Annotated in this window: 20 protein-coding genes; 12 read left to right on the top strand and 8 right to left on the bottom strand. The window is 45.2% G+C overall.

What is annotated here, in order from left to right; all coding sequences use genetic code 11:
- Positions 1-42: 42 nt before the first annotated feature.
- Entirely contained in the window at positions 43-1,233 is a 1,191-nt protein-coding gene (locus M3085_RS01460; RefSeq protein WP_178255737.1) for an FprA family A-type flavoprotein, read from the bottom strand.
- A gap of 14 nt (positions 1,234-1,247) precedes the next feature.
- A complete protein-coding gene (locus M3085_RS01465) occupies positions 1,248-2,174 on the bottom strand; it encodes a TIGR01212 family radical SAM protein (RefSeq protein WP_249052138.1) in 927 nt (308 codons plus the stop codon).
- Positions 2,175-2,471: 297 nt separating this feature from the next.
- Between M3085_RS01465 and M3085_RS01470 the strand changes: the two genes are divergently transcribed.
- Positions 2,472-3,266 (top strand): thymidylate synthase, encoded by a 795-nt coding sequence (locus tag M3085_RS01470; protein ID WP_191710037.1) that lies wholly within the window; start codon positions 2,472-2,474, stop codon positions 3,264-3,266.
- 62 nt (positions 3,267-3,328) lie between these two features.
- Positions 3,329-3,817, top strand: a complete 489-nt coding sequence (locus M3085_RS01475; RefSeq protein WP_178255740.1) for a dihydrofolate reductase — start codon at positions 3,329-3,331, stop codon at positions 3,815-3,817.
- Positions 3,818-3,820: 3 nt separating this feature from the next.
- On the opposite strand, the gene M3085_RS01480 is transcribed toward M3085_RS01475, so the two are convergent.
- Entirely contained in the window at positions 3,821-4,297 is a 477-nt protein-coding gene (locus M3085_RS01480) for an Lrp/AsnC family transcriptional regulator (protein ID WP_178255741.1), read from the bottom strand.
- 86 nt (positions 4,298-4,383) lie between these two features.
- Between M3085_RS01480 and M3085_RS01485 the strand changes: the two genes are divergently transcribed.
- Both M3085_RS01485 and M3085_RS01490 read left to right on the top strand, forming a co-directional pair.
- On the top strand, positions 4,384-5,673 hold the full coding sequence (locus tag M3085_RS01485) for a M64 family metallopeptidase (protein ID WP_249052139.1): 1,290 nt from the start codon (positions 4,384-4,386) through the stop codon (positions 5,671-5,673).
- Between the two features lie 61 nt (positions 5,674-5,734).
- On the top strand, positions 5,735-6,262 hold the full coding sequence (locus M3085_RS01490) for a GNAT family N-acetyltransferase (RefSeq protein WP_249052140.1): 528 nt from the start codon (positions 5,735-5,737) through the stop codon (positions 6,260-6,262).
- A gap of 183 nt (positions 6,263-6,445) precedes the next feature.
- Here M3085_RS01490 and M3085_RS01495 read toward each other — a convergent pair whose 3' ends face one another.
- Both M3085_RS01495 and rplS read right to left on the bottom strand, forming a co-directional pair.
- Positions 6,446-8,044, bottom strand: coding sequence for an aspartate:alanine exchanger family transporter (locus M3085_RS01495; RefSeq protein WP_191710041.1), 1,599 nt, complete (start codon positions 8,042-8,044; stop codon positions 6,446-6,448).
- A 398-nt stretch (positions 8,045-8,442) separates the two neighbouring features.
- Positions 8,443-8,799, bottom strand: a complete 357-nt coding sequence (gene rplS, locus M3085_RS01500) for a 50S ribosomal protein L19 (RefSeq protein WP_178255745.1) — start codon at positions 8,797-8,799, stop codon at positions 8,443-8,445.
- A gap of 223 nt (positions 8,800-9,022) precedes the next feature.
- Here rplS and M3085_RS01505 point away from each other — a divergent pair, with 223 nt between their 5' ends.
- The 4 genes from M3085_RS01505 to M3085_RS01520 all read left to right on the top strand — a co-directional run bounded on the left by M3085_RS01505 (position 9,023) and on the right by M3085_RS01520 (position 13,950).
- The gene (locus tag M3085_RS01505; protein WP_191710042.1) at positions 9,023-9,802 is read left to right on the top strand and encodes a 5'-nucleotidase C-terminal domain-containing protein; all 780 of its coding nucleotides are present in this window, start codon (positions 9,023-9,025) and stop codon (positions 9,800-9,802) included.
- Between the two features lie 3 nt (positions 9,803-9,805).
- A complete protein-coding gene (locus M3085_RS01510) occupies positions 9,806-10,648 on the top strand; it encodes a bifunctional metallophosphatase/5'-nucleotidase (RefSeq protein WP_249052141.1) in 843 nt (280 codons plus the stop codon).
- Between the two features lie 34 nt (positions 10,649-10,682).
- A complete protein-coding gene (locus M3085_RS01515) occupies positions 10,683-13,664 on the top strand; it encodes a glycoside hydrolase family 3 N-terminal domain-containing protein (protein ID WP_249052142.1) in 2,982 nt (993 codons plus the stop codon).
- Positions 13,665-13,782: 118 nt separating this feature from the next.
- Positions 13,783-13,950, top strand: a complete 168-nt coding sequence (locus M3085_RS01520; protein ID WP_007557742.1) for a DUF362 domain-containing protein — start codon at positions 13,783-13,785, stop codon at positions 13,948-13,950.
- Positions 13,951-14,488: 538 nt separating this feature from the next.
- Here the strand turns inward: M3085_RS01520 and M3085_RS01525 are convergent.
- The 3 genes from M3085_RS01525 to M3085_RS01535 all read right to left on the bottom strand — a co-directional run bounded on the left by M3085_RS01525 (position 14,489) and on the right by M3085_RS01535 (position 17,996).
- Positions 14,489-14,866 carry a hypothetical protein gene (locus M3085_RS01525; RefSeq protein ID WP_249052143.1) on the bottom strand — a complete coding sequence of 126 codons (378 nt, stop codon included), beginning with the start codon at positions 14,864-14,866 and terminating at the stop codon, positions 14,489-14,491.
- Between the two features lie 239 nt (positions 14,867-15,105).
- Positions 15,106-16,746, bottom strand: a complete 1,641-nt coding sequence (locus tag M3085_RS01530; RefSeq protein WP_249052144.1) for a helix-turn-helix transcriptional regulator — start codon at positions 16,744-16,746, stop codon at positions 15,106-15,108.
- Between the two features lie 50 nt (positions 16,747-16,796).
- Positions 16,797-17,996: a mechanosensitive ion channel family protein gene (locus M3085_RS01535; RefSeq protein ID WP_249052145.1), complete on the bottom strand. Its 1,200-nt coding sequence runs from the start codon at positions 17,994-17,996 to the stop codon at positions 16,797-16,799.
- A 275-nt stretch (positions 17,997-18,271) separates the two neighbouring features.
- Here M3085_RS01535 and M3085_RS01540 point away from each other — a divergent pair, with 275 nt between their 5' ends.
- The 4 genes from M3085_RS01540 (at position 18,272) to M3085_RS01555 (ending at position 20,428) form a co-directional block, all read left to right on the top strand.
- Positions 18,272-18,943, top strand: a complete 672-nt coding sequence (locus tag M3085_RS01540) for a B3/4 domain-containing protein (RefSeq protein WP_178255751.1) — start codon at positions 18,272-18,274, stop codon at positions 18,941-18,943.
- Between the two features lie 10 nt (positions 18,944-18,953).
- Entirely contained in the window at positions 18,954-19,145 is a 192-nt protein-coding gene (locus tag M3085_RS01545) for a hypothetical protein (RefSeq protein WP_178255752.1), read from the top strand.
- A gap of 32 nt (positions 19,146-19,177) precedes the next feature.
- Positions 19,178-19,693 (top strand): outer membrane beta-barrel protein, encoded by a 516-nt coding sequence (locus tag M3085_RS01550; protein ID WP_178255753.1) that lies wholly within the window; start codon positions 19,178-19,180, stop codon positions 19,691-19,693.
- A gap of 126 nt (positions 19,694-19,819) precedes the next feature.
- Positions 19,820-20,428, top strand: coding sequence for a porin family protein (locus M3085_RS01555; protein ID WP_178255754.1), 609 nt, complete (start codon positions 19,820-19,822; stop codon positions 20,426-20,428).
- Positions 20,429-20,442 lie beyond the last annotated feature (14 nt).

Consider the following 20,442-nt stretch of genomic DNA (forward strand, 5'->3'; position numbering starts at 1 on the left):
TTTCAAGTCCGGTCATCCCTTTTTTCGTATGCTTTTCTGACTTTATTTGCGGTCGGCTTTCAGACGGTCTGCCATTGCTTTAGCCAGTGCTTTTGCCTGCAAATAGTTGTCGGCTTTCATGGTCTGTTTCATTTCTACCGGGTTTCCTACTACCTCAAACTTCAGTTTTTCAGTGTATTCGCCTAACTTCTTTACGGCTGCGCTTGCCCATGTGAACGAACCGAAGTAACCCATGATGCGGTTCTTCATCTCGCGGGCGGCAACCTTGTCTAACAGCGATTGAATTTCAGGATAGAGATTCATGTTATACGTCGTACAACCCACTATCAGACCTTTGTATTTGAATATATCAGACAGAATGAACGAATGGTGCGTATACGAAGCGTTGTGCATGATGATGTTTTTAATACCCTGTGCGCTTAATTCTTCGGCGATGGCTTCAGCCAGCTCTTCCGTGTTGCCATACATGGTGCCGTAAACGATTACCACCCCTTCTTCGCCTTCGTAACGGCTCATCTTGTCGTACATGTCGACCACCTGAGGGATGTTTTCCTCCCATACCGGACCGTGGGTAGAACAAATCATCTTGATAGGCAGGCCGCTGCATTTCTGCAATGCCTTTTGTACCGGATTTCCGAATTTTCCTACGATGTTAGAGTAGTAGCGGCGCATCTCGTTCCAATAGATGTCGGTATTGATGTTTTTGTCGATACATCCGCCGTTCAGTGCGCCGAAACATCCGAAAGCATCTCCCGAAAACAAGATGCCTTCCGTTTCATCGAACGTAACCATTGTTTCGGGCCAGTGAACCATCGGGATGAGGTAGAAGCGCAAGTTGTGATGTCCTATTTTCAAGAAATCGCCTTCGCCTACCACGTAACGGTCGCCCGTCAGTCCGTAATAGCCTTCTACCATGTCGAAAGTTTTTTTATTTCCTACCAGTACGATATCGGGATAGTATTGTTTAATCAGCGAAATAGAACCAGAATGGTCCGGCTCCATGTGGTTGATGATAAGGTAATCAATCTTGCGGTCGCCGATTACGCTGCGTATTTTCTTCAGATAAACTTCAAAGAAAGCTACATCTACCGTATCTATCAGTGCTACCATCTCATCGTCTGCTATCAGGTACGAGTTGTAAGAAACGCCGTAAGGCAGCGGCCAAAGATTTTCGAACAATGCTTTTGTGCGGTCGTTCACGCCTACATAATGTACTTTACCTTTTAGTTCCATGTTGTTTTCTATGTTTATAAAGTGTAATATTTCCCTTGCCATGTGTCTCGCTCGCGCATCCGTTTTCTTACCCGGCAACTGAACTCATGGTTTTTCAGTCCCCAGTCGGGTGCGATAAGTAGCTCTTTGGGAGATTGCGAGACGAAACGCTCTAAAACCAAATCCGGACGAAGCCTTTCTACATATCCGATTACCAAGTCGATATATTCGTCTGCCGTATAAAGGTGGAAATCTTCAGGCGAATGTTCGTATTCGTATGCCATGCGTGTACCCTTTATCAGTTGCAACTGATGTAGTTTGAGTGTAGTCAGCGGTAAAGCCGAAACCTGCGAGGCCTGTGCGAGCAGCATTTCACTGGTTTCTCCGGGCAGTCCGAGAATGATATGTCCCCCCGTGCGTATGCCTCTCGCCGCTGTGCGCTGTATGGCATCGGCAGTACATTCGAATGTGTGTCCTCGGTTGATACGCTTCAGTGTATCGTTGTTTGTGCTTTCTATGCCATATTCTACCAGCAAGAAGGTTTTTCGGTTCAGTGTTTCCAGATAATCGAGCAGACTGTCCGGCATACAGTCGGGGCGTGTCCCGATAACCAGCCCCACCACGTCTTTTACCTGCAATGCTTCTTCGTACATGCGTACGAGTTTTTCCTGTTCGCCGTAGGTGTTCGTGTAGGCTTGGAAGTAAGCCAGATATTTCATTTGCGGATATTTATGGGCGAAAAAAGCTTTTCCTTCTTCCAATTGCATCGCCACGCTTTTATCCGTATGGCAATAAGCCGGGTTAAATGTTTGGTTATTGCAGTACGTACAGCCGCCATAGCCTTTCGTTCCATCCCGGTTAGGGCATGTAAAGCCTGCATTGACAGAGATTTTCTGTACTTTAAACGGAAATTGTTTGGCTAAGAATCCGGCAAAATCGTTGTATCGTATGCTTTCTTCCATTTCCTGATTTGATTTTAGGGTGCAAAGATACTTCTTTTTCAGAAAACAGGCAGAGGTTGAAGCCATATTTTAATCTCTATTAAGAGCTTGTTCCGGTTTGTGGCATAGAAAATTTCTATTCGTATGACACCTGCTTCCTATGGGTAGAACAGCAGCACTTATCCGCATGGGATGAGGGACGCTTACGGTAGCGTTTTGCGGGCTGTTTTGTCCCGAATACAAATTATGCACCTTTCATATATCAATATATTCCAAAATAACCCGTACCTTTGCTCCCTCTATAAAATAAATATCGGAATGAAACAATATTTGGATTTGCTCCGTCGCATCCGTACCGAGGGAGTGAAGAAAGAAGACCGTACGGGAACCGGAACTATCAGTGTGTTCGGACATCAGATGCGTTTTAATCTGGAAGACGGCTTTCCGCTGGTAACCACCAAGAAACTTCATTTGAAATCCATCATCCACGAGCTGCTTTGGATGTTGAAAGGCGATACGAACGTGAAATACCTGCAAGAAAACGGTGTGCGCATCTGGAACGAGTGGGCCGACGAGAACGGTGATTTGGGGCACATCTACGGATACCAGTGGCGCTCGTGGCCTACGTACGACGGCGGATTCATCGACCAGATAGCGGAAGCTGTGGAGACGATCAAGCATAATCCCGATTCACGCCGCATCATCGTAAATGCTTGGAATGTAGCCGATTTGAAGAACATGAACCTGCCGCCCTGCCACATGTTCTTCCAGTTTTACGTAGCAAACGGACGCTTGAGCCTGCAAATGTATCAGCGTAGTGCCGATACTTTTTTGGGTGTTCCCTTCAACATTGCTTCGTATGCCCTGCTGCTTCAGATGATGGCTCAGGTAACGGGACTGAAAGCGGGCGATTTCATCCATACATTGGGCGATGCCCATATTTACCTCAACCATCTGGAACAGGTAGATTTGCAGTTGACCCGCGAGCCTCGTCCGCTTCCGGTTATGAAACTCAATCCCGACGTAAAAGATATTTTCAGCTTTACTTACGACGATTTCCGACTTGAGGGTTACGACCCGTGGCCTCACATAGCCGGAAAGGTATCGGTGTAAGTGTGATTAATGTGTTGAGAACTTTGAATTATTAATGTTATAAAATTAAAAACTCACCTTTCATGTCTTTATCGATTATTGCTGCAATTAATAAAAACCGAGGACTTGGTTTTCAAAACAAACTACTTTACTGGTTGCCGAACGACTTAAAGCGGTTTAAGGCTTTGACTACGGGACACACCGTTGTAATGGGGCGCAAAACTTTCGAGTCGCTTCCCAAAGGAGCTTTGCCTAACCGCCGCAATATCGTGTTGACTCGTCAGGAAATTTGTTTTGAAGGAACGGAAACATTCCATACGCTGGAAGAGGCGTTGGCACACTGTGCATCAGACGAAGAAGTATTTATCATGGGGGGAGCCACGCTTTATACAGAAGCCATGCCGCAGGCAGATCGCCTGTATATTACAGAAGTAGACGATGACAAGGCTCCTGCCGATGTGTTTTTCCCTGAAATAAACCCGGAACAATGGCAAGAAAAAAGTAGAGAATGTTATCCGACTGACGAAAAACATCTCTACTCTTACTGTTTCGTTGATTATGAGCGACGCTGATTTTCAGTCTTCGCTCGTTATACCGATAATAGGCATCTGTCGCTTAATAGCTTCGCGGAACGAGATAATCGTTTCCGAGCGCGACAGCCCTAACGGTTGAAGTTTGTCGTGGATGACTTCTAATAAGTGATGGTTGTTCTTTGCATAGATTTTGATAAACATATCATACTGCCCCGTAGTATAGTGACATTCTACAACCTCCGGGATTAGTTTTAATGCCTCCGTAACAGAGTCGAACTGTTCGGGGTCTCTCAGGTACAGCCCGATGTAAGCACACGTTTCATAACCTATCTTTTCCGGGTCGATGATAAACTCCGAACCTTTCAGGATTCCCAAGTTGGTCAATTTCTGAATACGCTGATGAATCGCAGCTCCTGATACGTTACATGCACGTGCTACTTCCAAAAACGGAATACGTGCATTGTCAGCAATCAATCGTAAAATTTGTTCGTCTAAGCTGTCTAATTGGTGATGTCCCATTTTTATATCTTTAAATATTTATGCAAAGATAGTATTTTTTCGGTTTCATTCTTTAACTTTGCCGCCTATAAAATCTTAAATGCGATATGAAAAATTTATTTGTAGCTCTAATTTTATGCTTTTGTACGTCATATTCGGCTTTTTCACAAAGTTTTGATGATTATTTTGTTGATAAGACTTTACGGGTCGATTACCTCTTTACGGGCGATGCAAACCATCAGGATATTTATTTGGATGAACTCTGTTCGTTGCCCCAGTGGGCAGGCAGAAGGCAACGGCTCAGTGAGTTGCCGTTAGAGGGGAACGGTGACATCACGGTAGCTGATAAAGCCACTGGGACAGTGATTTACCGCACTTCTTTTTCAAGTCTGTTTCAAGAATGGGTGAGCGAAGATGAAGCAAAGCATGTAAAGCGGGGATTTGAAAATACATTTCTGCTGCCTTTCCCGAAACAGCCCGTAACGGTAACCGTCCGCCTGAAGGATGTCTACCATAAGCCGGTAGCTTCACTGACTCATGAGGTGAACCCCGGCGATATATTGATTCACCGGCGCGGACTGGAGCGGATTACTCCTCACCGCTATTTGCTCGAAAGTGGTCCGGCTACCGATTGTATCGACGTGGCCATTCTTGCCGAAGGCTATACCGCAGCCGAAATGGATGTATTTTATGCCGATGCACAAAAGGCGTGTGATGCTTTATTTGCCCACGAGCCTTTCAAGCATCTTAAAAGCCGTTTCAATGTCGTTGCGGTGGGAAGCCCCTCGGACGATAGCGGCGTAAGTATTCCCCGCGAAGCCCAGTGGAAATCAACGGCGGTAAGTTCTCATTTCGATACATTCTATTCCGACCGATATCTGACGACCCGTCGGGTGAAAGACATTCACAACTGGCTGGCAGGGATTCCTTACGAACACATCATCATCCTTGCCAATACGGATACGTACGGTGGCGGCGGCATCTATAATTCGTATACGCTCACCACGGCTCATCATCCGATGTTCTGGCCTGTTGTGGTGCATGAGTTCGGACACAGTTTTGCCGGACTTGCAGACGAATATGCTTACGATGAGGCTCCCAGTGCGCAATATCCGTACAGCGTAGAGCCGTGGGAACAGAATATAACGACGCTGGTCGACTTCGACAGTAAGTGGAAAGATTTGCTTCCGGAGGGTACTCCCGTGCCTACTCCGTTGGAGACCGATTCGGCTACCATTTATACGAAGGTAGGCTTGTACGAAGGGGGCGGATATACCCTGAAAGGCATTTATCGTCCTACTACCGAATGTAGGATGAAAATCAACGAAGCACCCCGTTTTTGTCCCGTATGCGAGCGGGCGATAGAGCGCGTCATCCGGTTTTATACCGACAAGTGACTGCATTTTAACCCTGTGTCAAAATACAGAATCGTATGTTTTACTCATAATCAGAATCATTATGTTAAACTTTACTCCAATTAAAACAGACCACAAGGCTTATTCTTTTGTAGAGAATCTTTTGCACGAATCGTTTCCTGAAGTAGAGCGCCGGGACGATGAAGACCAGCGGCGCAATGCCGATACCAATCCGCTTTTTACGTGTTACCTCATAACCGACGATGAGCTTCCGATAGGGTTGATTACGGCATGGAATCTCGGCGATTTCCATTACTTGGAGCATCTGGCTACTTCTCCGGCTGTTCGTAACAAGGGATACGGAAGGCAGGTTATGGAGTATATAAAGCAGTTGCTTCCGGGTATCATCGTATTAGAAGTAGAACGTCCGGAAGATGAAATGAGCATACGTCGGATAGGTTTTTACCAAAGATGTGGTTTCTCGCTTTGTGAAAAAGATTACTTCCAGCCCTCTTATAGAAAGGGGGGAGAAGGGCTGCCGCTATACCTGATGTTTGCAGGAGCAGACAGCATCGATACGGATTTTGAGGCAATACGCGACCGGATACACCGTGAAGTATACGGAGTTTGAAAGCATAAGAAAAATCTGCCGGTATATCCCTCAAAAACGCTACCGTTAGTGTCATTCATCCCATGCGGTAGTGTTTGCTGTTTCTACCCATAGAACCGACCGGTTCTACGGGTAGAATTTTTTATGCTTTTTGCTGAACTGTAAAGCCTTAAAAATAAGTTAGTTATCTTTCCTTTAGGGAGGCTAATTTATAACCATTGCTATTACTTGAATGAATAAAATGAGCAGCACCATTGCAATGGGATAAACCGTAGCGTATGCCACACCGGGGATGTTGCTGTCCGTCATCGAGTCGGCGGCCGCCAAGCCCGGTGTACTGGTCATACCTCCGGTGATTGTTCCCAAGAGATCGAGCATACTGATTTTAAATACCAGTCTCCCGATAAGTGCGGCTGTCAGCATGGGTACGATGGTAATGAGCGCCCCGATGCCGAACAAAAGGAATCCGCTTTCTTGGAATGTTGCTACCAAATTTTTTCCGGCAGACGTTCCTACTTCGGCAAGGAAAAGCAGCAATCCCAACTGACGCAAAAGCTGATTCGATGCTCCAGACATTGACCACAAAATAGGTCCGGTTTTTCCTATCGCGCTCAGGAAAAGCGCCATCATCAGCACACCTCCCGTCAGCCCCGGTGAGAAAGACATGCTTCCTCCAAATGAAATGTTCAGTTTGCCGAACAAAACTCCCAGCACAATACCCATCGCGATGGGGAAGAAGTCGGTGTCGGAAAGTTTTTTCGCATCATTCCCCAGCAGGCGCGCAATGCTTTGAATCCCTTCTTTTTCGCCTACCACGGTCAGTTTGTCGCCAAACTTCAGCGCCAGTTCCGGCGATGGAGCTATGTCTATTCCGCTTCGCCGTATACGGGTAACGGTACATCCGAAGTTCCGTTGCAAGTTAAGGTCGCCCAGCTGTTTGTTAATCATATCTTTCTTGGTCAGTAACAGCGACTCGATGCTTTGTGTATGCTCTAAAGGCAGTTCTCCGTCTTCGCGCGTGCCCAACATGACGGTAAGGTTATTCAGGGCTTCTTCGCTGCCCACGGCTTGTATCGTGTCGTTCTCTTTTAAAACCGTGTGTGCTGTTGGGATAATGATAGAGCCGTCACGTTTCAGCCGGGAGATTACAGCTCCGGTTATGGCACGGATATTCAGTTGTTGGAGCGTGCGATTCAATACCGAAGGATTGGTAACGCGGAACAGACAGGTGTTTAGCTCCGGGAAATTGTTCCGGCGTTCTTTTTCCAGCTTCCGTGCTTCTTGTTCCACGTCTACTTTAAACAGCTTGGGTAAGAGTTTTACAAATAAAATAACACCTATCACTCCGAACGGATAGGCAATACCGTAAGCGATGGATGCCAGTGGCGACTGTGTACTGTCGATGGCAACGGCAAGTCCCGGCGTACTTGTCAAAGCTCCGGCTATCAGTCCGACGATGCTTGGTGTATCAATATTAAACAGGTATTTCATCCCGACTCCCGTAAGACAGGCAGACGCAACAATAAGTAATGTAATAAGGATGAGCGTTTTTCCTTTGCTGCGGAACGAATGGAAAAATCCCGGTCCTGCCTGAATACCTATGGTAAAGATGAAAAGTACCAGTCCGAAAGTGCCTAACTCTTTCGGTATGGATACTCCCCAATGTCCGAAAGCCAGTGCGATGAATATTACGGCAGAGACATCGAGCGACAGTCCCATGATTTTAACACGTCCCAACATGAAGCCGAGAGCCACTATCAAGAAAATAGAGAAATAAGAGGATTGGAGTAATTCTATTAACATACGTATGATGGAAAACAAGATTGATAAATAAAATGAGCGTGGAGAAGGATTTAGGGATTTAGAAACTGTTTTGAATTTCTCCAAAAAGTTTTCTTGGCTTGATGTCTTCATTTTCGTGTGTGCTTTAGGCGATTTTTTGGTCCTTTCTGCTTTTGTTCTTCGTCAGATAGCCCGCTATCTTCCTCATCACACAAGCAAAAATGACTCAAAAAACTCATCCTAAATCATCACACGATAAATTCAAAACAGTTTCTTAACAAGTGATGCTGTTTGGGGAGCAACAAAAAATTAGGCGCATATTGTGCGAGAACATAACGGAAACAGAAAGAAGAGTTTTCGTCTGACCCGCGCAATGTGCGCCTAAAGGTTATGTAAGAACACGTTATAGTTTCCGAGACTTAGGCGTTGCTTGTACGCTTTTCTTGGATTCTTGCTTTCTTACCTGTCAGTTTGCGCAGGTAATACAGCTTAGCGCGACGTACTTTACCAATCTTGTTGACAGTGATGCTGTCAATAGCCGGAGATTCCAACGGGAAGATACGTTCTACACCAATTGTTCCTGACATTTTACGTACGGTAAAACGTTTCTTTTCACCGTGACCTGAAATTTTGATAACAACACCGCGATACTGCTGAACACGTTCCTTGTTACCTTCAACGATACGATATGCTACCGTAACCGTATCACCTGCTTTGAATGAAGGATGCTGTTTGCCGGTAGCAAATGCTTCTTCTGCAATTTTAATTAAATCCATTTCTTTTTTAAAATTAAATTGTTTCATCGTTACAACGCAACATATCAAGTAACTCCTCTTGACAGCGATTGCGCGAAAGCGGTGCAAAGTAAGTGATTTTTCGGTACATAGCCAAATCTTTACCCTATATTTTGTAAAAATGAGCGGTAAAGATGCTATCGGTATGAAGTTTTCTTGTCGAGTTTTGCTTTTTTGGTTACTTTTGAATGATAAAACGAAAAGTATGAATAAGAATTTGATAAAAAACCATTGGCTTGTTGTAGCGGCAAGCGGACTCCTGATAGGCTTGGGAAGTTGTAGTTCGGGATATTCGGTGGTAAGCGTTGAGGGAGGCAGATTCCCTATGACAGAAGCGTATGATGTAAATCCTGATGCGAGGGCTGAGGCGATTCTTGCTCCGTATAAACGTCAGGTAGACAGTATCATGTCGCCGGTTATCGGACATTCGGCGGCTACATTGACATCGCAGCGTCCTGAGTCTCCGTTGTCTAATCTGATAGCCGATGTGCTTCGCCGGAGTGCTTCATCGGTCATCGGAGGTGAGGCAGATGTGGCAGTGATGAATATGGGTGGTATCCGGAATGCGTTGCCTGAGGGTGTGGTTACTTTCGGTACGATTTATGAGATTGCCCCTTTTGAAAATGCGTTATGTGTTTTAACGATGGATGGAAAGACTTTAATCCGTTTGTTTGAACAGATAGCTGCTGTGCATGGAGAAGGCTTGAGCGGAGCGCGGCTGGTGATTACGTCCGACGGAAAACTGGTGGATGCAAAGGTCGGAGGAAAGTCGGTTGACCCTCGGAAAGACTATACCGTGGCAACGATTGACTATTTGGCAGAGGGGAACGATAAAATGCCGGCTTTCCGGGATGCGAAATCGAAAACCTTCCCGAAAGACAAGGTGTTGAGAGATTTGCTTATCGATTACGTGAAGCAGTGTGAAGAGAAAGGACAGTTTGTAACCGCCCGTACCGAGGGACGCATAAAAGTATCGGAGGATTAAACCATGAAAAAGAGTTTTTTGTTATTGCTGTTGTGTTTGGTAGCGAATCTGTTGCCGGCGCAAACTGAGAAAGAATTATATATTCTTCATACCAATGACATGCACAGCCGTATTGAGCCGTTCGCTCCTTACTATCCCGATTCGGTCTTGGCGGGAAAAGGAGGAGTAGTGCGCCGTGCTACGTTTATCGCCCAACAACGTAAAGAATATCCCGATTTGCTGCTCTTCGATTGCGGCGATTTCTCTCAGGGCAGTCCGTACTATAATTTGTTTAAGGGAGAAATCGAAATAAAGATGATGAACGAGATGGGCTATGATGCAGGTACTATCGGCAATCATGAGTTCGATTTCGGACTTGATAACATGGCACGGCTGTTCAAATTGGCGAAGTTTCCTATCGTATGCGCTAATTACGATGTCACGGGTACTATATTGGAAGGATTGGTAAAAGAATATGTGATAATGGAGCGTAACGGTATACGTATCGGTGTGTTCGGATTGGGTGCGAAGCTGGACGGACTGGTGGCTCACGCCAACTACGGGAATGTTAAGTTTGAAGACCCCGTTTCAGAAGGGCAGCGTATGGCGGATTTGCTGAAAACGCAGGAGCATTGTGATTTGGTAATCTGTTTGTCTCACTTAGGGTGGGAGGGCGAACCCTATTCCGATGTGGAACTGATAGAAAATACGCGCAACATTGATATCGTGTTGGGCGGTCACTCGCATTCTTATTTTTCCGAACCGCGATATTACAAAAATTTAGACGGTCAGGAAGTGCCCGTTCAGCAGATGGGTAAAAATTCTGTATTTATTGGTAGAATGAAGGTCGACATGCGTAAAGAGTAAGCAGTTATTCGGCATGTTTTTAGCAGTTTATTTTATGAGAGGATTTATGTATTGGTTTAGTCTGTTATGCTTGCTTTTAGTCGGGCGGACAGCAATGGCACAGTCGTCCGGACTTCGATTGAAGGCGGAAGATGAGGCAGCATGTAAACAGTGGGTGGACGAGCAGATGGCTTCGATGACCCTGAAGCAAAAAGTGGGGCAGTTGTTCATTCATACCGTAGCTCCGATAACCACGCAGGCAAACCGGAAAAACATCGAACAGGCGGTAACCGAGTATGGCGTTGGCGGTCTGTTGTTTTCCGGAGGTGATATTCAGAAACAAATTCAGTTGACTAATTACGCACAGGGTTTGGCTTCTACCCCATTGTTGATAACGTTCGACGGCGAATGGGGCTTGGCGATGCGCCTGAAGGGGACTCCCTCTTTTCCGCGTAACCGCATATTGGGATGTATCGAAAACGATTCGCTGATTTACGAGTATGGTCGCGAAGTAGCTCGTCAGTGTCGCGAAATCGGGGTACAGGTAAATTTCGCTCCCGTGGCAGACGTAGATAACAATCCTAAAAACCCTGTAATCAATACGCGCTCGTTTGGCGCACTTCCGCAGCAGGTGGCGCGTAAAGTAATCGCCTACTGCCGTGGGCTGGAGGATGGTGGGGTACTGTCGGTATGTAAGCATTTTCCCGGGCATGGGGATACGGAAACCGATTCACACAAGTCGCTGCCTGTGCTGAACTTCAGTCGTGCGCGGTTAGACAGTATCGAGCTGCGTCCTTTCCGCGAGGCGGTAGAAGCGGGTGTGGGAGGCATGATGGTAGGACACCTGAATGTTCCGGCTTTAGGAAAGAAACCGGCATCTATCTCTCCGGAAATCATTAATGGGGTATTGAAGCAAGAGTTGGGCTTTCGCGGATTGGTGTTTACCGATGCGCTGGAGATGAAAGGCATTTCCGGAAACGAGGCTGTTTGTGCACAAGCCTTGATAGCCGGAAACGATATGGTATTGGCTCCGCGTAACCTGAAGAGGGAATTGGCTGGCGTAATGAGTGCCTTGAAGACAGGTACGCTGACCGAAGCGGCTGTTGACGAAAAATGCCGGAAAGTGCTTACTTATAAATATATATTAGGACTGGCTAAGCGCAAAGATATTTCGGGCGAGGGCATCGACCGGCGCTTGAATCGTCCGGAAACCGAGGAGTTGATGAACCGGCTGAAGCGTGCAGCGGTTACCGTAATCAAGAATCAAGACGATATGCTTCCGCTGGACTTGTCTGTTTCAGAAACGGCATTGTTGAGTCTTTCGCCCACACTTACCGAAGATTATCCTTTTTACCGTCAGTTGCGCGAAGTGTTTCCCGTAACATGGATTCGTGCCAATGTCGATTCTTTGGAGTCGATACGTCGTCGCTTGAATCCGGTTCAGCAGGTGATTATTGCCATACATACATCGAAAGTAGCTCCTTATGAGTCTTTGATAAACCAACTGGCGGCAGACAAGCCTGTGGTTTTGGTTTGTTTCGATTCGTCGAAGACATTAGAGAAATTAAAAGATACCATGCAAAAAGCCTCGGCGGTTGTGCTTGCACATACCGATGTCTCCGATGTGCAACGCTATGTCTCCGATGTATTGCTGGGGCAACAGAAAGCGGACGGACGTTTGTCGGTTCCGTTGGCAGGACTTTTCCCTGCCGGGACAGGCGTTACGCTTGATCCGGATATCCCCCGTCATTATTGTGCGAAAGACTTAGGGATGAATCCCGCCGTGCTTTCCCGTTTAGACAGCATTGCTTTGGAGGGGATTGAAGTTGGTGCATATCCGGGGTGTCACGTGCTGGTGTTGCGCGAAGGGTTCCCGGTGTACGACAAATGTTTCGGCAAACACACTTACGAGGGAAACGAAACGGTAAAGGAAGGAGACATTTACGACCTTGCTTCGCTTACGAAAACCACGGCGACACTTTTGGCTGTGATGAAACTGTATGACGAAGGACGGTTTGGACTAACCGATAGAATTTCTGCCTATCTGCCCTTTTTGCGTGGAACAAACAAGGCGGATATCACCATCCAAGATTTGTTGTATCACGAATCCGGACTGCCTGCTTATTATCCTTTTTATCAAGAGGCTGTCGACCTGAGTTCCTGTAAAGGAGGATTGTTTCGCAAACGTCCCGATGCGCATCACCGCATCCAAGTAGAGCCTAATCTGTATGCTTGTACCGACTTCTCGTATAAACCGGAGTGGGTTTCGCGCGTGCCGTCGGCAGATTATCCGTTGCAAGTGGCGGAAAACCTGTATATCAAGAAAGAATTCCGGCAGGTGGTGTTGGATAAAATAGCCGAAATGCCTTTGAAGGGCCGCTCTTACCGGTATAGTTGTTTGAACTTCATTTTGCTGAAAGAACTGGTGGAAGCGGTTTCGGGCACACCGATGGATGTGTATTTAGACAGTGTGTTTTATAAACCGATGGGGTTGACCCATACCGCTTTCCAGCCTTTGAAACGGTTTAAGAAAGAACAGATTGTGCCTACGGTAAACGAAGACTTTTTGCGGGGAGGCAGGTTGCAGGGCTTTGTACACGATGAGGCGGCTGCTTTCTTGGGAGGCGTATCGGGAAATGCCGGATTGTTTTCTTCGGCTCACGATGTGGCACGCATCTGCCAACTGCTGCTCGACCGTGGCGTATGCGGAAACAAACGTTACCTTACCCGCGCCACGTGCGACCTTTTCTTGAAAGCGAAATCAAAGAACAGCCGGCGCGGATTAGGGTTCGATAAGCCTAACCCGGATAATCCCGATAAAAGTCCGTGTGCAGCCGAGGCGCCGGCATCGGTATTCGGTCATACCGGATTTACGGGGACGTGCGCATGGGCAGACCCCGATAACGACATCGTTTTTGTTTTCTTGTGTAACCGCATTTATCCGCGTCCGTTCGATCGCAAGAACCTGATGAAGTACGACATCCGCACACGTATGCAGCAAGTCATCTATCAGGCTTTGACCAACTTAGCCGAATAAGCTATTTAGACAATGTACAAATTAAGCAGATTTTGTAATGTAGATGTTACAATGAAAGGCAAAAACATTACCTTTGTATCATCAAATTAGTACTAATAATAACTTAACTTTTACAACAATGGCTTACGTAATTAGTGACGATTGTATCGCTTGCGGTACTTGTATTGACGAATGCCCGGTAGGTGCTATCTCTGAAGGTGACAAATACTCTATCAATCCGGACGCTTGTACAGAATGTGGTACTTGCGCTGATGTTTGTCCTTCTGAAGCTATCCACTTGGGATAATCAACAAATCGTCTGTATGACAAACTAACACAAAGGGCTGTCCGCATGGGCAGCCCTTATTTTTTGTTATGAATATCTGCCGGAAGCGCAGTAAAAATTCTTCAAGGATATAGCCCGAAAAACGCTACCGTTAGTGTTACTCATTCCATGCGGTAGCGTTGACTGGTTCTACCCATAGCGTTGCTTCGTTCTATGGGTAGAATTTTTTAAGTTCCCGGTAAAGCTAAATGATGTTTCTAATTAGTTGATAAATAATAAATTAAATAAAATGTCATTCTTTTGGATAAGTCGCTTCTTCGTCTTCTTCAAATTAGGTTCAAGTTATTGTCTTAAAAGCCGATTATATTTTGTATTGAAAGATTAAAATGCCTAAATGTTACTCTTTAGTCCTTTACTTAAAGAAATAAATGTATATACGTACTTTGCCGAAGGCTTACAAACAAACTGTAAATTGCAAAAACTGTGCCGACAAAGATTATTTTATCTTTGCCGGCACAGTTGGGTTTATTCCATGCCAAAGGGCTGAATGGATAATTGTTTATAATAATGATATATATCCGGTAGTCAAATATTTATTTCCAGATAGATTACTCTTAAGTATTCCATTTACCCAAACCTTAATAGTTATTAAAGTATTGTCATCTTTGCATCTTGCTTCTATTGAAAAACCATCGTGTGAAAAATCATCATTTCCCAACTCAAATGTTGTGTCATAATTCTTTTTTATAACAACTCCGGTTTCTCCACTATCTTTAATTCCATAAATTCTAACGGGTTCATCAGAATTAGTTTCTATTTGTACGTGAATAATATTCAAATTAGGGTTATCTTTTGAACATGAATGACATAAAAGAAGACCTAAGAAAAATATTAAACATACTGAGATTTTCTTATATGCTATTTTATTTCTTTTCATTTTTTAATTCATAAGACATAATTATTTAGTTAATACTATGAAAAACAAGTTGCTATTTTGAGGTTGAAATCCATATCATTTGTGACTGAACTTTTCTGCTGCAAAGTTAGCGTTAAAGGCTTATATAGCCATTGGTAAGCCTTTGTTTTATACTTGTAATTTATGAATGTATATAACTGATAATCAATATGTATTTAAAAGGGAAATTTGTAATCGCGCGATTTTCCCTTGTAACGGTACTATTTCTCTCTGTAAAGCTCACCTTTCAGCACGGCGATGATGTCGGATGCTTCGGGGGCATTTATCTTTTTGCGCACATTGGTTTTGTACTTATGTACGCTGTAAACACTCTGCATCCATATCGCGGCTATCTCTTCGGTTCTGAATCCGGCAACCAGCAGGCAGCACAGTTGTATTTCTTTTTCGTTGAGGTCGGGATGGGTTTTCACCAACAAAGAGTGGAAATTGTCGAATGAAATGTCGATGTGGGTGTAAAACTGTTCCCATTGCGTAGCCAGCAAATGATTGCCTTTGGTGAGTTTGAGTTTCTCTAAATCTTTAAAGAATTTCGCCATTTGCTCTTTTTGCGTATATTTCAGCATGGCAATTTGTTTGGCTATCTCAAAATCGCGCAGGATAAGAGATTTTGTTTCGTCTTTTATATCTTTCAGATTTTCCAGCGATTGAAGCTGTTGTTGCAGGGCGATAAGCCGGTAGGCAAACTTCTTTCTCCGGTTGACGTAAACCACCAGTCCGATGATGAGCATGAGGATGAAGCACAAAATCACATAGCGGTATCTCGTGAGGTCTCTTTCATAGATTCCTTTTTCATAGATACGGGTATAGGCTTGGATGGCTTCGTCTAACGATTCGCCACCCAAACTGTCAAGCATTGTTTCGTATCGTTCTACGGTTTTGTGCAGACATGCGGTTTCCTCTTCCCCGTTGTGATTCTGTCGGGCAAACTCGGCGCAGAGTTTGTAAAACTCAATTTCGATGAGGCTGGTTGCGGCATCCTCATCGTATGACATGGCAAGCCCTTTGTGCTTTCCGGCATTGACCGTATCATTTATATGATAGTAGCAGTATGTTAAAATGGAGTGACAGACAAACTTTTGTTCGTTGGTTTGTATCAGCGGCAGTATTTTTTGTATCTTTTCGATGCACGGGCTCCACTGTTCCATTTTATAAAGCGCAATACCTTGCAGGCAGTACACTTGGGGGTAATAGATGTTGCTTTCGCTGATATTGTTTTCGATGGTTTGCAGCAATCGGTATGCTTTCTCATGGTGGTCTATGTATAGCAGGCTTTTAGCCACTTGCACCCGTGTGGATAAACTCATCTCTTCGTAGGGGATATCCTTGATGCACTGATTGGCAATGGTTTGGTAGCGGACGTATTTCATTGTGTTATATTTCCTCAGATACATGTCTCCCAAGTAGCTGTACAGATGGAACAGCCATTCTTTATCGTCCTCCCGGTTGGCTATCCCGATAGATTGTTCGATGGTTTGCAGTTCGTTGGTTAAATCATTCTCCCGCCGATAGATTCCGGCAAGCAGGAAGAGGGCTTCCAACTGCTGTTGGTTCAGGTGGTTTTTCCTGAAAATCCGGATGCTTTCAAGCAGCAGGGGCTTGGGCGGATAACAGGTTACGTCGATATAGTTCCTCGTCAGATATGCCAGCAGGAACTCGGTAGCTGTTTCTGTGTTGCGGATTTCTTTGTAACGGGTAGTGTCAATCTTTGAGAGATACAACTGCGGATTATTCTCGATGAAAGCGATTTGTTCATCGAAAGCATCTTGCTTCGCTGCGTTTTGCCGGCAGGAAAAACACAGCAAAGACAAGGCTGCAACAAGGATGATAACAAGGTGATTCATTCTATGATTAGAGATATGGGGTAGAAGGTTTCGGTTCTTTTTCTGTTGCTTTACGCATCGGCACGATAGCGGTCGGGATGGAAATCCGTTCCACCGGGGCGCTGGAAGATACGCAGGTTAAATTCGCCCACCACGGCAAGCAGATGGTCGAATATCTCACTTTGAATCTCTTCGTATTCCTGCCATACGGTGGTGTTGGTAAAACAGTATACCTCCATCGGCATACCCTCTGCCGTGGGTTGCAGTTGGCGTACCATAATCATCTGTTCTTTACTTACGCGCGGATGTTGATTCAGGTAGGTGAGCAGGTAGTTTCTGAATACCTGAAAATTGACAATCGGTTTTCCGGCATCGGCTTCGCTTATCCAACCTTTTTCCGTGAACTTGCTTAATTCTTCCTTTGTGCAGAAGTGTACCGAAGTAACATCGATGTTGACCGAACGCATGATGCGCCGTCCGCCCGTTTCACGCATTCCCCGCCAGTTCTGGAAAGAGTCGCTCACTAACGCATACGGGGGGATGGTGGTGATGGTCTTGTCGAAATTGCGTACCTTGACCGTGGTAAGCGATACTTCTATAACATCTCCGTTCGCTCCATACTTCGGCATCGTAATCCAGTCGCCCGGTCGCAGCATGTCGTTTGCCGATAGCTGCACGCCTGCCACCAATCCTAAAATGCTGTCTTTAAATATCAACATCAGTACCGTAGCCGAAGCTCCGAAACCGGCAAGGATAATCGTAGCATCTTCGCCGAGGATGATACTTAATATGATGACCACTCCCACACCGATTACCACTAATTTGATGGTTTGATACACTCCCTTCAGCGGACGGTTCCGCAGCGTTTCATGCTCACTCGATATGCTGTACAGCGAAGTAAGAAACGCATTAGCCAAAAGAATGATGGCAACCACGAGATAAATTTCGGTGGCTTTCATCAGGAAGTTCATCAAGGCAGGAGCTTTAGAAAACACGAAAGGCAGTAACCCGTACCACACGATGGGCGGGATGATGCGGCTGAAGTTTACCATCATCCGCTCGTTGAACAAATAATCGTCCCACGTAGCTTTGGTCTTGGCGGTTAGTTTCTTTACCGTCGGGATAATCAGATGACGGAATATTTTGGTACAAAGAAAAGATATGACTACCACCCCGAGGATTAAAGCCAACTGTACGCTCCAGTCGAGGTTTGATTTATCTATGCCGAGGTATTCTAAAAAACGGCTTATGCTCTGATTTATTACTTCCATACTCTATGGTTTCTCTGTTTTTGCAAAGATACACAAAGAGACTGAATAATAATGGAGGATAAATCTTTAACTTTTGTCAAAACTGTTGTTGTTGGTTGCCTGCGGAGACGGGTTATGAACTTCATAACCATCTTTAATTAATGTCGGTATGAGAAACCGGGTATTTTTTTGTCGATAATTATCATAATAAGCGGATTTTATGGTTGAAATAAGTGGAAAAGGTTTGAGCTGAAGCAAGAAACCATTAATTTTGCCGCGCAATTTATGAAATAGTCATGAAAGAGTTGGTTATTGAAGTTTCTGAAGAGTTAAGACAAGCGTGGCAACCGTTCCGGGGAGCCGCCGTGTTTGCAACGGTGAAAAATTCGGCTTACAGCGAAGCCTTGTGGAAACGTATTGAAACGTTTACGGAACTTTATCGGCAGCAGTACACTACGGATTCTATCAAAGAGATGCCTGCAATTCAGGCTACCCGTCAGGCATATAAGAGATGTGGCAAAGACCCCAGCCGGTATCGTCCGTCATCGGAAGCGCTTTGCCGGCGCATCCTTCGGGGGATACCTCTTTATCAGATTGATACGCTGGTAGACTTGATTAATCTGGCTTCGATTTACAGCGGACATTCCATCGGTGGTTTCGATTTGGATAAGATTCAGGGCGACCGTCTGGTGTTGGGCATCGGCAAGGCAGGTGAGCCGTATGAAGGCATCGGCAGGGGCGAACTGAACATTGAAGGGATGCCGGTATACCGCGATGCCGTAGGCGGAGTAGGGACTCCCACCAGCGACAACGAACGGACGAAAATAACCGCCGACACTACCCACCTGCTTGCCATTATGAATGCTTACAGCGGTGAAGATGGACTGGCTGAGGCTGTAGACTATATGGTCGGACTGCTGAAAGAATTTGCCGAAGCCACAGACGTAAAAATAGTTTATTTTAAATAAGTAAAAGGTTATGGATATAGAAAAGATATTGACCGAAGGTATAGTTTTTAAGGGCGGAAAGTCGCCCGGAGGGAAAAAAGAGCAGAAAGTAAAAACCAAAGCTCAGAAGAAATCTTATATTACGGGAGCCCACGGTTCGGGCTCGGCGAAAATGAAAGCAGAGTATCGCCGCCGTCGTGCGAACCGTCATAAAAACGGATAACACACATTTATTATAAACAAAATAGAAAAATCATGAGAAAATTATTGTTGGTGGTCGCTGTAATCATGGCGGCATTATCAGTGCAGGCACAAGAAATGTATTTGGGTGGTGGAATCAGCTTATGGAGAAACACGAGCAAAGACGTTACTTCATTTTCTATTACTCCCGACTTCGGTTATAACCTGAACGAAACTTGGGCTGTGGGCGGCGAATTGGCGTACAGTCATGAAAGCGGCGATGCCAAGTCGAATACGTTTGCCATTGCCCCTTATGCCCGTTACTCGTTTTATGAAAATAAAATCGTTCGCCTGTTTGTTGACATGGGCTTAGGTTTTTCTACCTACAAGCAGAAACACCACGATGCCGTAAACGGTTTTGAAATCGGTCTGAAACCCGGATTGGCAATAAAATTAAACGACAGTTTCAGTTTCATTACCAAAGTTGGTTTCGCGGGTTATCGGAATGACTATCGGGGCGAAATGGGAGAAGGCTTTGGCGTAGATGTAGACGGAGAAAATATTTCAATCGGTATCGATTACGAGTTTTAATGGCCGAAAAAGCAGTAAAAAGAGCTGTTCTGCTTACGAACAGCTCTTTTTTTATGCCTTTTTGTTAGCATGTCAGACTAAACTTTTATACATTTGCGGATAGGAAATCTTAAAAATAAATGGCTTATGAAAAAGTTTTTGCTTATGATGGTTTGCCTGTTCTCAATGTTGACCGTAACGGCGCAAACGAAAGTAACGTGGAGCATGGAGCTGGGTTTAGGTATGAGTACATGGATGGGAAAGGATGCTAACGGCAGCAATCCCTTGTTTAATCCGAAAGTAGGAGTAGGCATTGATGTTCCTCTTACCGGATTGGTCTCTTTCCAAACCGGGTTGTCATGGGTGTCGAAAGGAGCAAGTTATAAGGAAAATGGGACAGATATAACAGTCGACCAGAATTACTTTGAAATGCCCTTATTGGCTGCTTTCCATGTAGGTACGGCTTGTAAGTTCGACATGGTATTTACCGCAGGTCCTTATTTGGCTTTGGGCGTAAACGGAAAGGTTAGCCACGAGATAGATGATGTTACCACTTCATGGGGGACATTCGATGATGTGAAAGCCCAGAGTTGGAACGGGTTGAAGCGTTTCGATGCAGGATTACAAGGAGGTGTGGCTTTGGATTTTCCGAAATGGACCGTGGGACTCGACGGAGAGTTTGGTCTATGTAAAATAGCCAGTGGAGCAGCTCCGCGTAATTTGGCATTCTTCTTTACCGTAGGGTATAAGTTCTAAAATAAATGTAACAC

The organism is Bacteroides caecicola (assembly GCF_023337095.1).
In the GTDB taxonomy this organism is placed as follows: Bacteria; Bacteroidota; Bacteroidia; order Bacteroidales; family Bacteroidaceae; genus Phocaeicola; species Phocaeicola gallinarum.

Excerpts from the sequence above, each read along its gene's own strand:
- M3085_RS01465 (WP_249052138.1), bottom strand. The coding sequence starts at position 2,174 with ATGGAAGAAAGCATACGATACAACGATTTTGCCGGATTCTTAGCCAAA.
- rplS (WP_178255745.1), bottom strand. The coding sequence starts at position 8,799 with ATGGATTTAATTAAAATTGCAGAAGAAGCATTTGCTACCGGCAAACAG.
- M3085_RS01505 (WP_191710042.1), top strand. The coding sequence starts at position 9,023 with ATGAATAAGAATTTGATAAAAAACCATTGGCTTGTTGTAGCGGCAAGC.
- M3085_RS01535 (WP_249052145.1), bottom strand. The coding sequence starts at position 17,996 with ATGGAAGTAATAAATCAGAGCATAAGCCGTTTTTTAGAATACCTCGGC.
- M3085_RS01550 (WP_178255753.1), top strand. The coding sequence starts at position 19,178 with ATGAGAAAATTATTGTTGGTGGTCGCTGTAATCATGGCGGCATTATCA.
- M3085_RS01555 (WP_178255754.1), top strand. The coding sequence starts at position 19,820 with ATGAAAAAGTTTTTGCTTATGATGGTTTGCCTGTTCTCAATGTTGACC.
- M3085_RS01525 (WP_249052143.1), bottom strand. The coding sequence starts at position 14,866 with ATGAAAAGAAATAAAATAGCATATAAGAAAATCTCAGTATGTTTAATA.
- M3085_RS01515 (WP_249052142.1), top strand. The coding sequence starts at position 10,683 with ATGAGAGGATTTATGTATTGGTTTAGTCTGTTATGCTTGCTTTTAGTC.
- M3085_RS01545 (WP_178255752.1), top strand. The coding sequence starts at position 18,954 with ATGGATATAGAAAAGATATTGACCGAAGGTATAGTTTTTAAGGGCGGA.
- M3085_RS01490 (WP_249052140.1), top strand. The coding sequence starts at position 5,735 with ATGTTAAACTTTACTCCAATTAAAACAGACCACAAGGCTTATTCTTTT.
- M3085_RS01530 (WP_249052144.1), bottom strand. The coding sequence starts at position 16,746 with ATGAATCACCTTGTTATCATCCTTGTTGCAGCCTTGTCTTTGCTGTGT.
- M3085_RS01475 (WP_178255740.1), top strand. The coding sequence starts at position 3,329 with ATGTCTTTATCGATTATTGCTGCAATTAATAAAAACCGAGGACTTGGT.
- M3085_RS01510 (WP_249052141.1), top strand. The coding sequence starts at position 9,806 with ATGAAAAAGAGTTTTTTGTTATTGCTGTTGTGTTTGGTAGCGAATCTG.
- M3085_RS01540 (WP_178255751.1), top strand. The coding sequence starts at position 18,272 with ATGAAAGAGTTGGTTATTGAAGTTTCTGAAGAGTTAAGACAAGCGTGG.
- M3085_RS01495 (WP_191710041.1), bottom strand. The coding sequence starts at position 8,044 with ATGTTAATAGAATTACTCCAATCCTCTTATTTCTCTATTTTCTTGATA.
- M3085_RS01460 (WP_178255737.1), bottom strand. The coding sequence starts at position 1,233 with ATGGAACTAAAAGGTAAAGTACATTATGTAGGCGTGAACGACCGCACA.
- M3085_RS01520 (WP_007557742.1), top strand. The coding sequence starts at position 13,783 with ATGGCTTACGTAATTAGTGACGATTGTATCGCTTGCGGTACTTGTATT.
- M3085_RS01470 (WP_191710037.1), top strand. The coding sequence starts at position 2,472 with ATGAAACAATATTTGGATTTGCTCCGTCGCATCCGTACCGAGGGAGTG.
- M3085_RS01485 (WP_249052139.1), top strand. The coding sequence starts at position 4,384 with ATGAAAAATTTATTTGTAGCTCTAATTTTATGCTTTTGTACGTCATAT.
- M3085_RS01480 (WP_178255741.1), bottom strand. The coding sequence starts at position 4,297 with ATGGGACATCACCAATTAGACAGCTTAGACGAACAAATTTTACGATTG.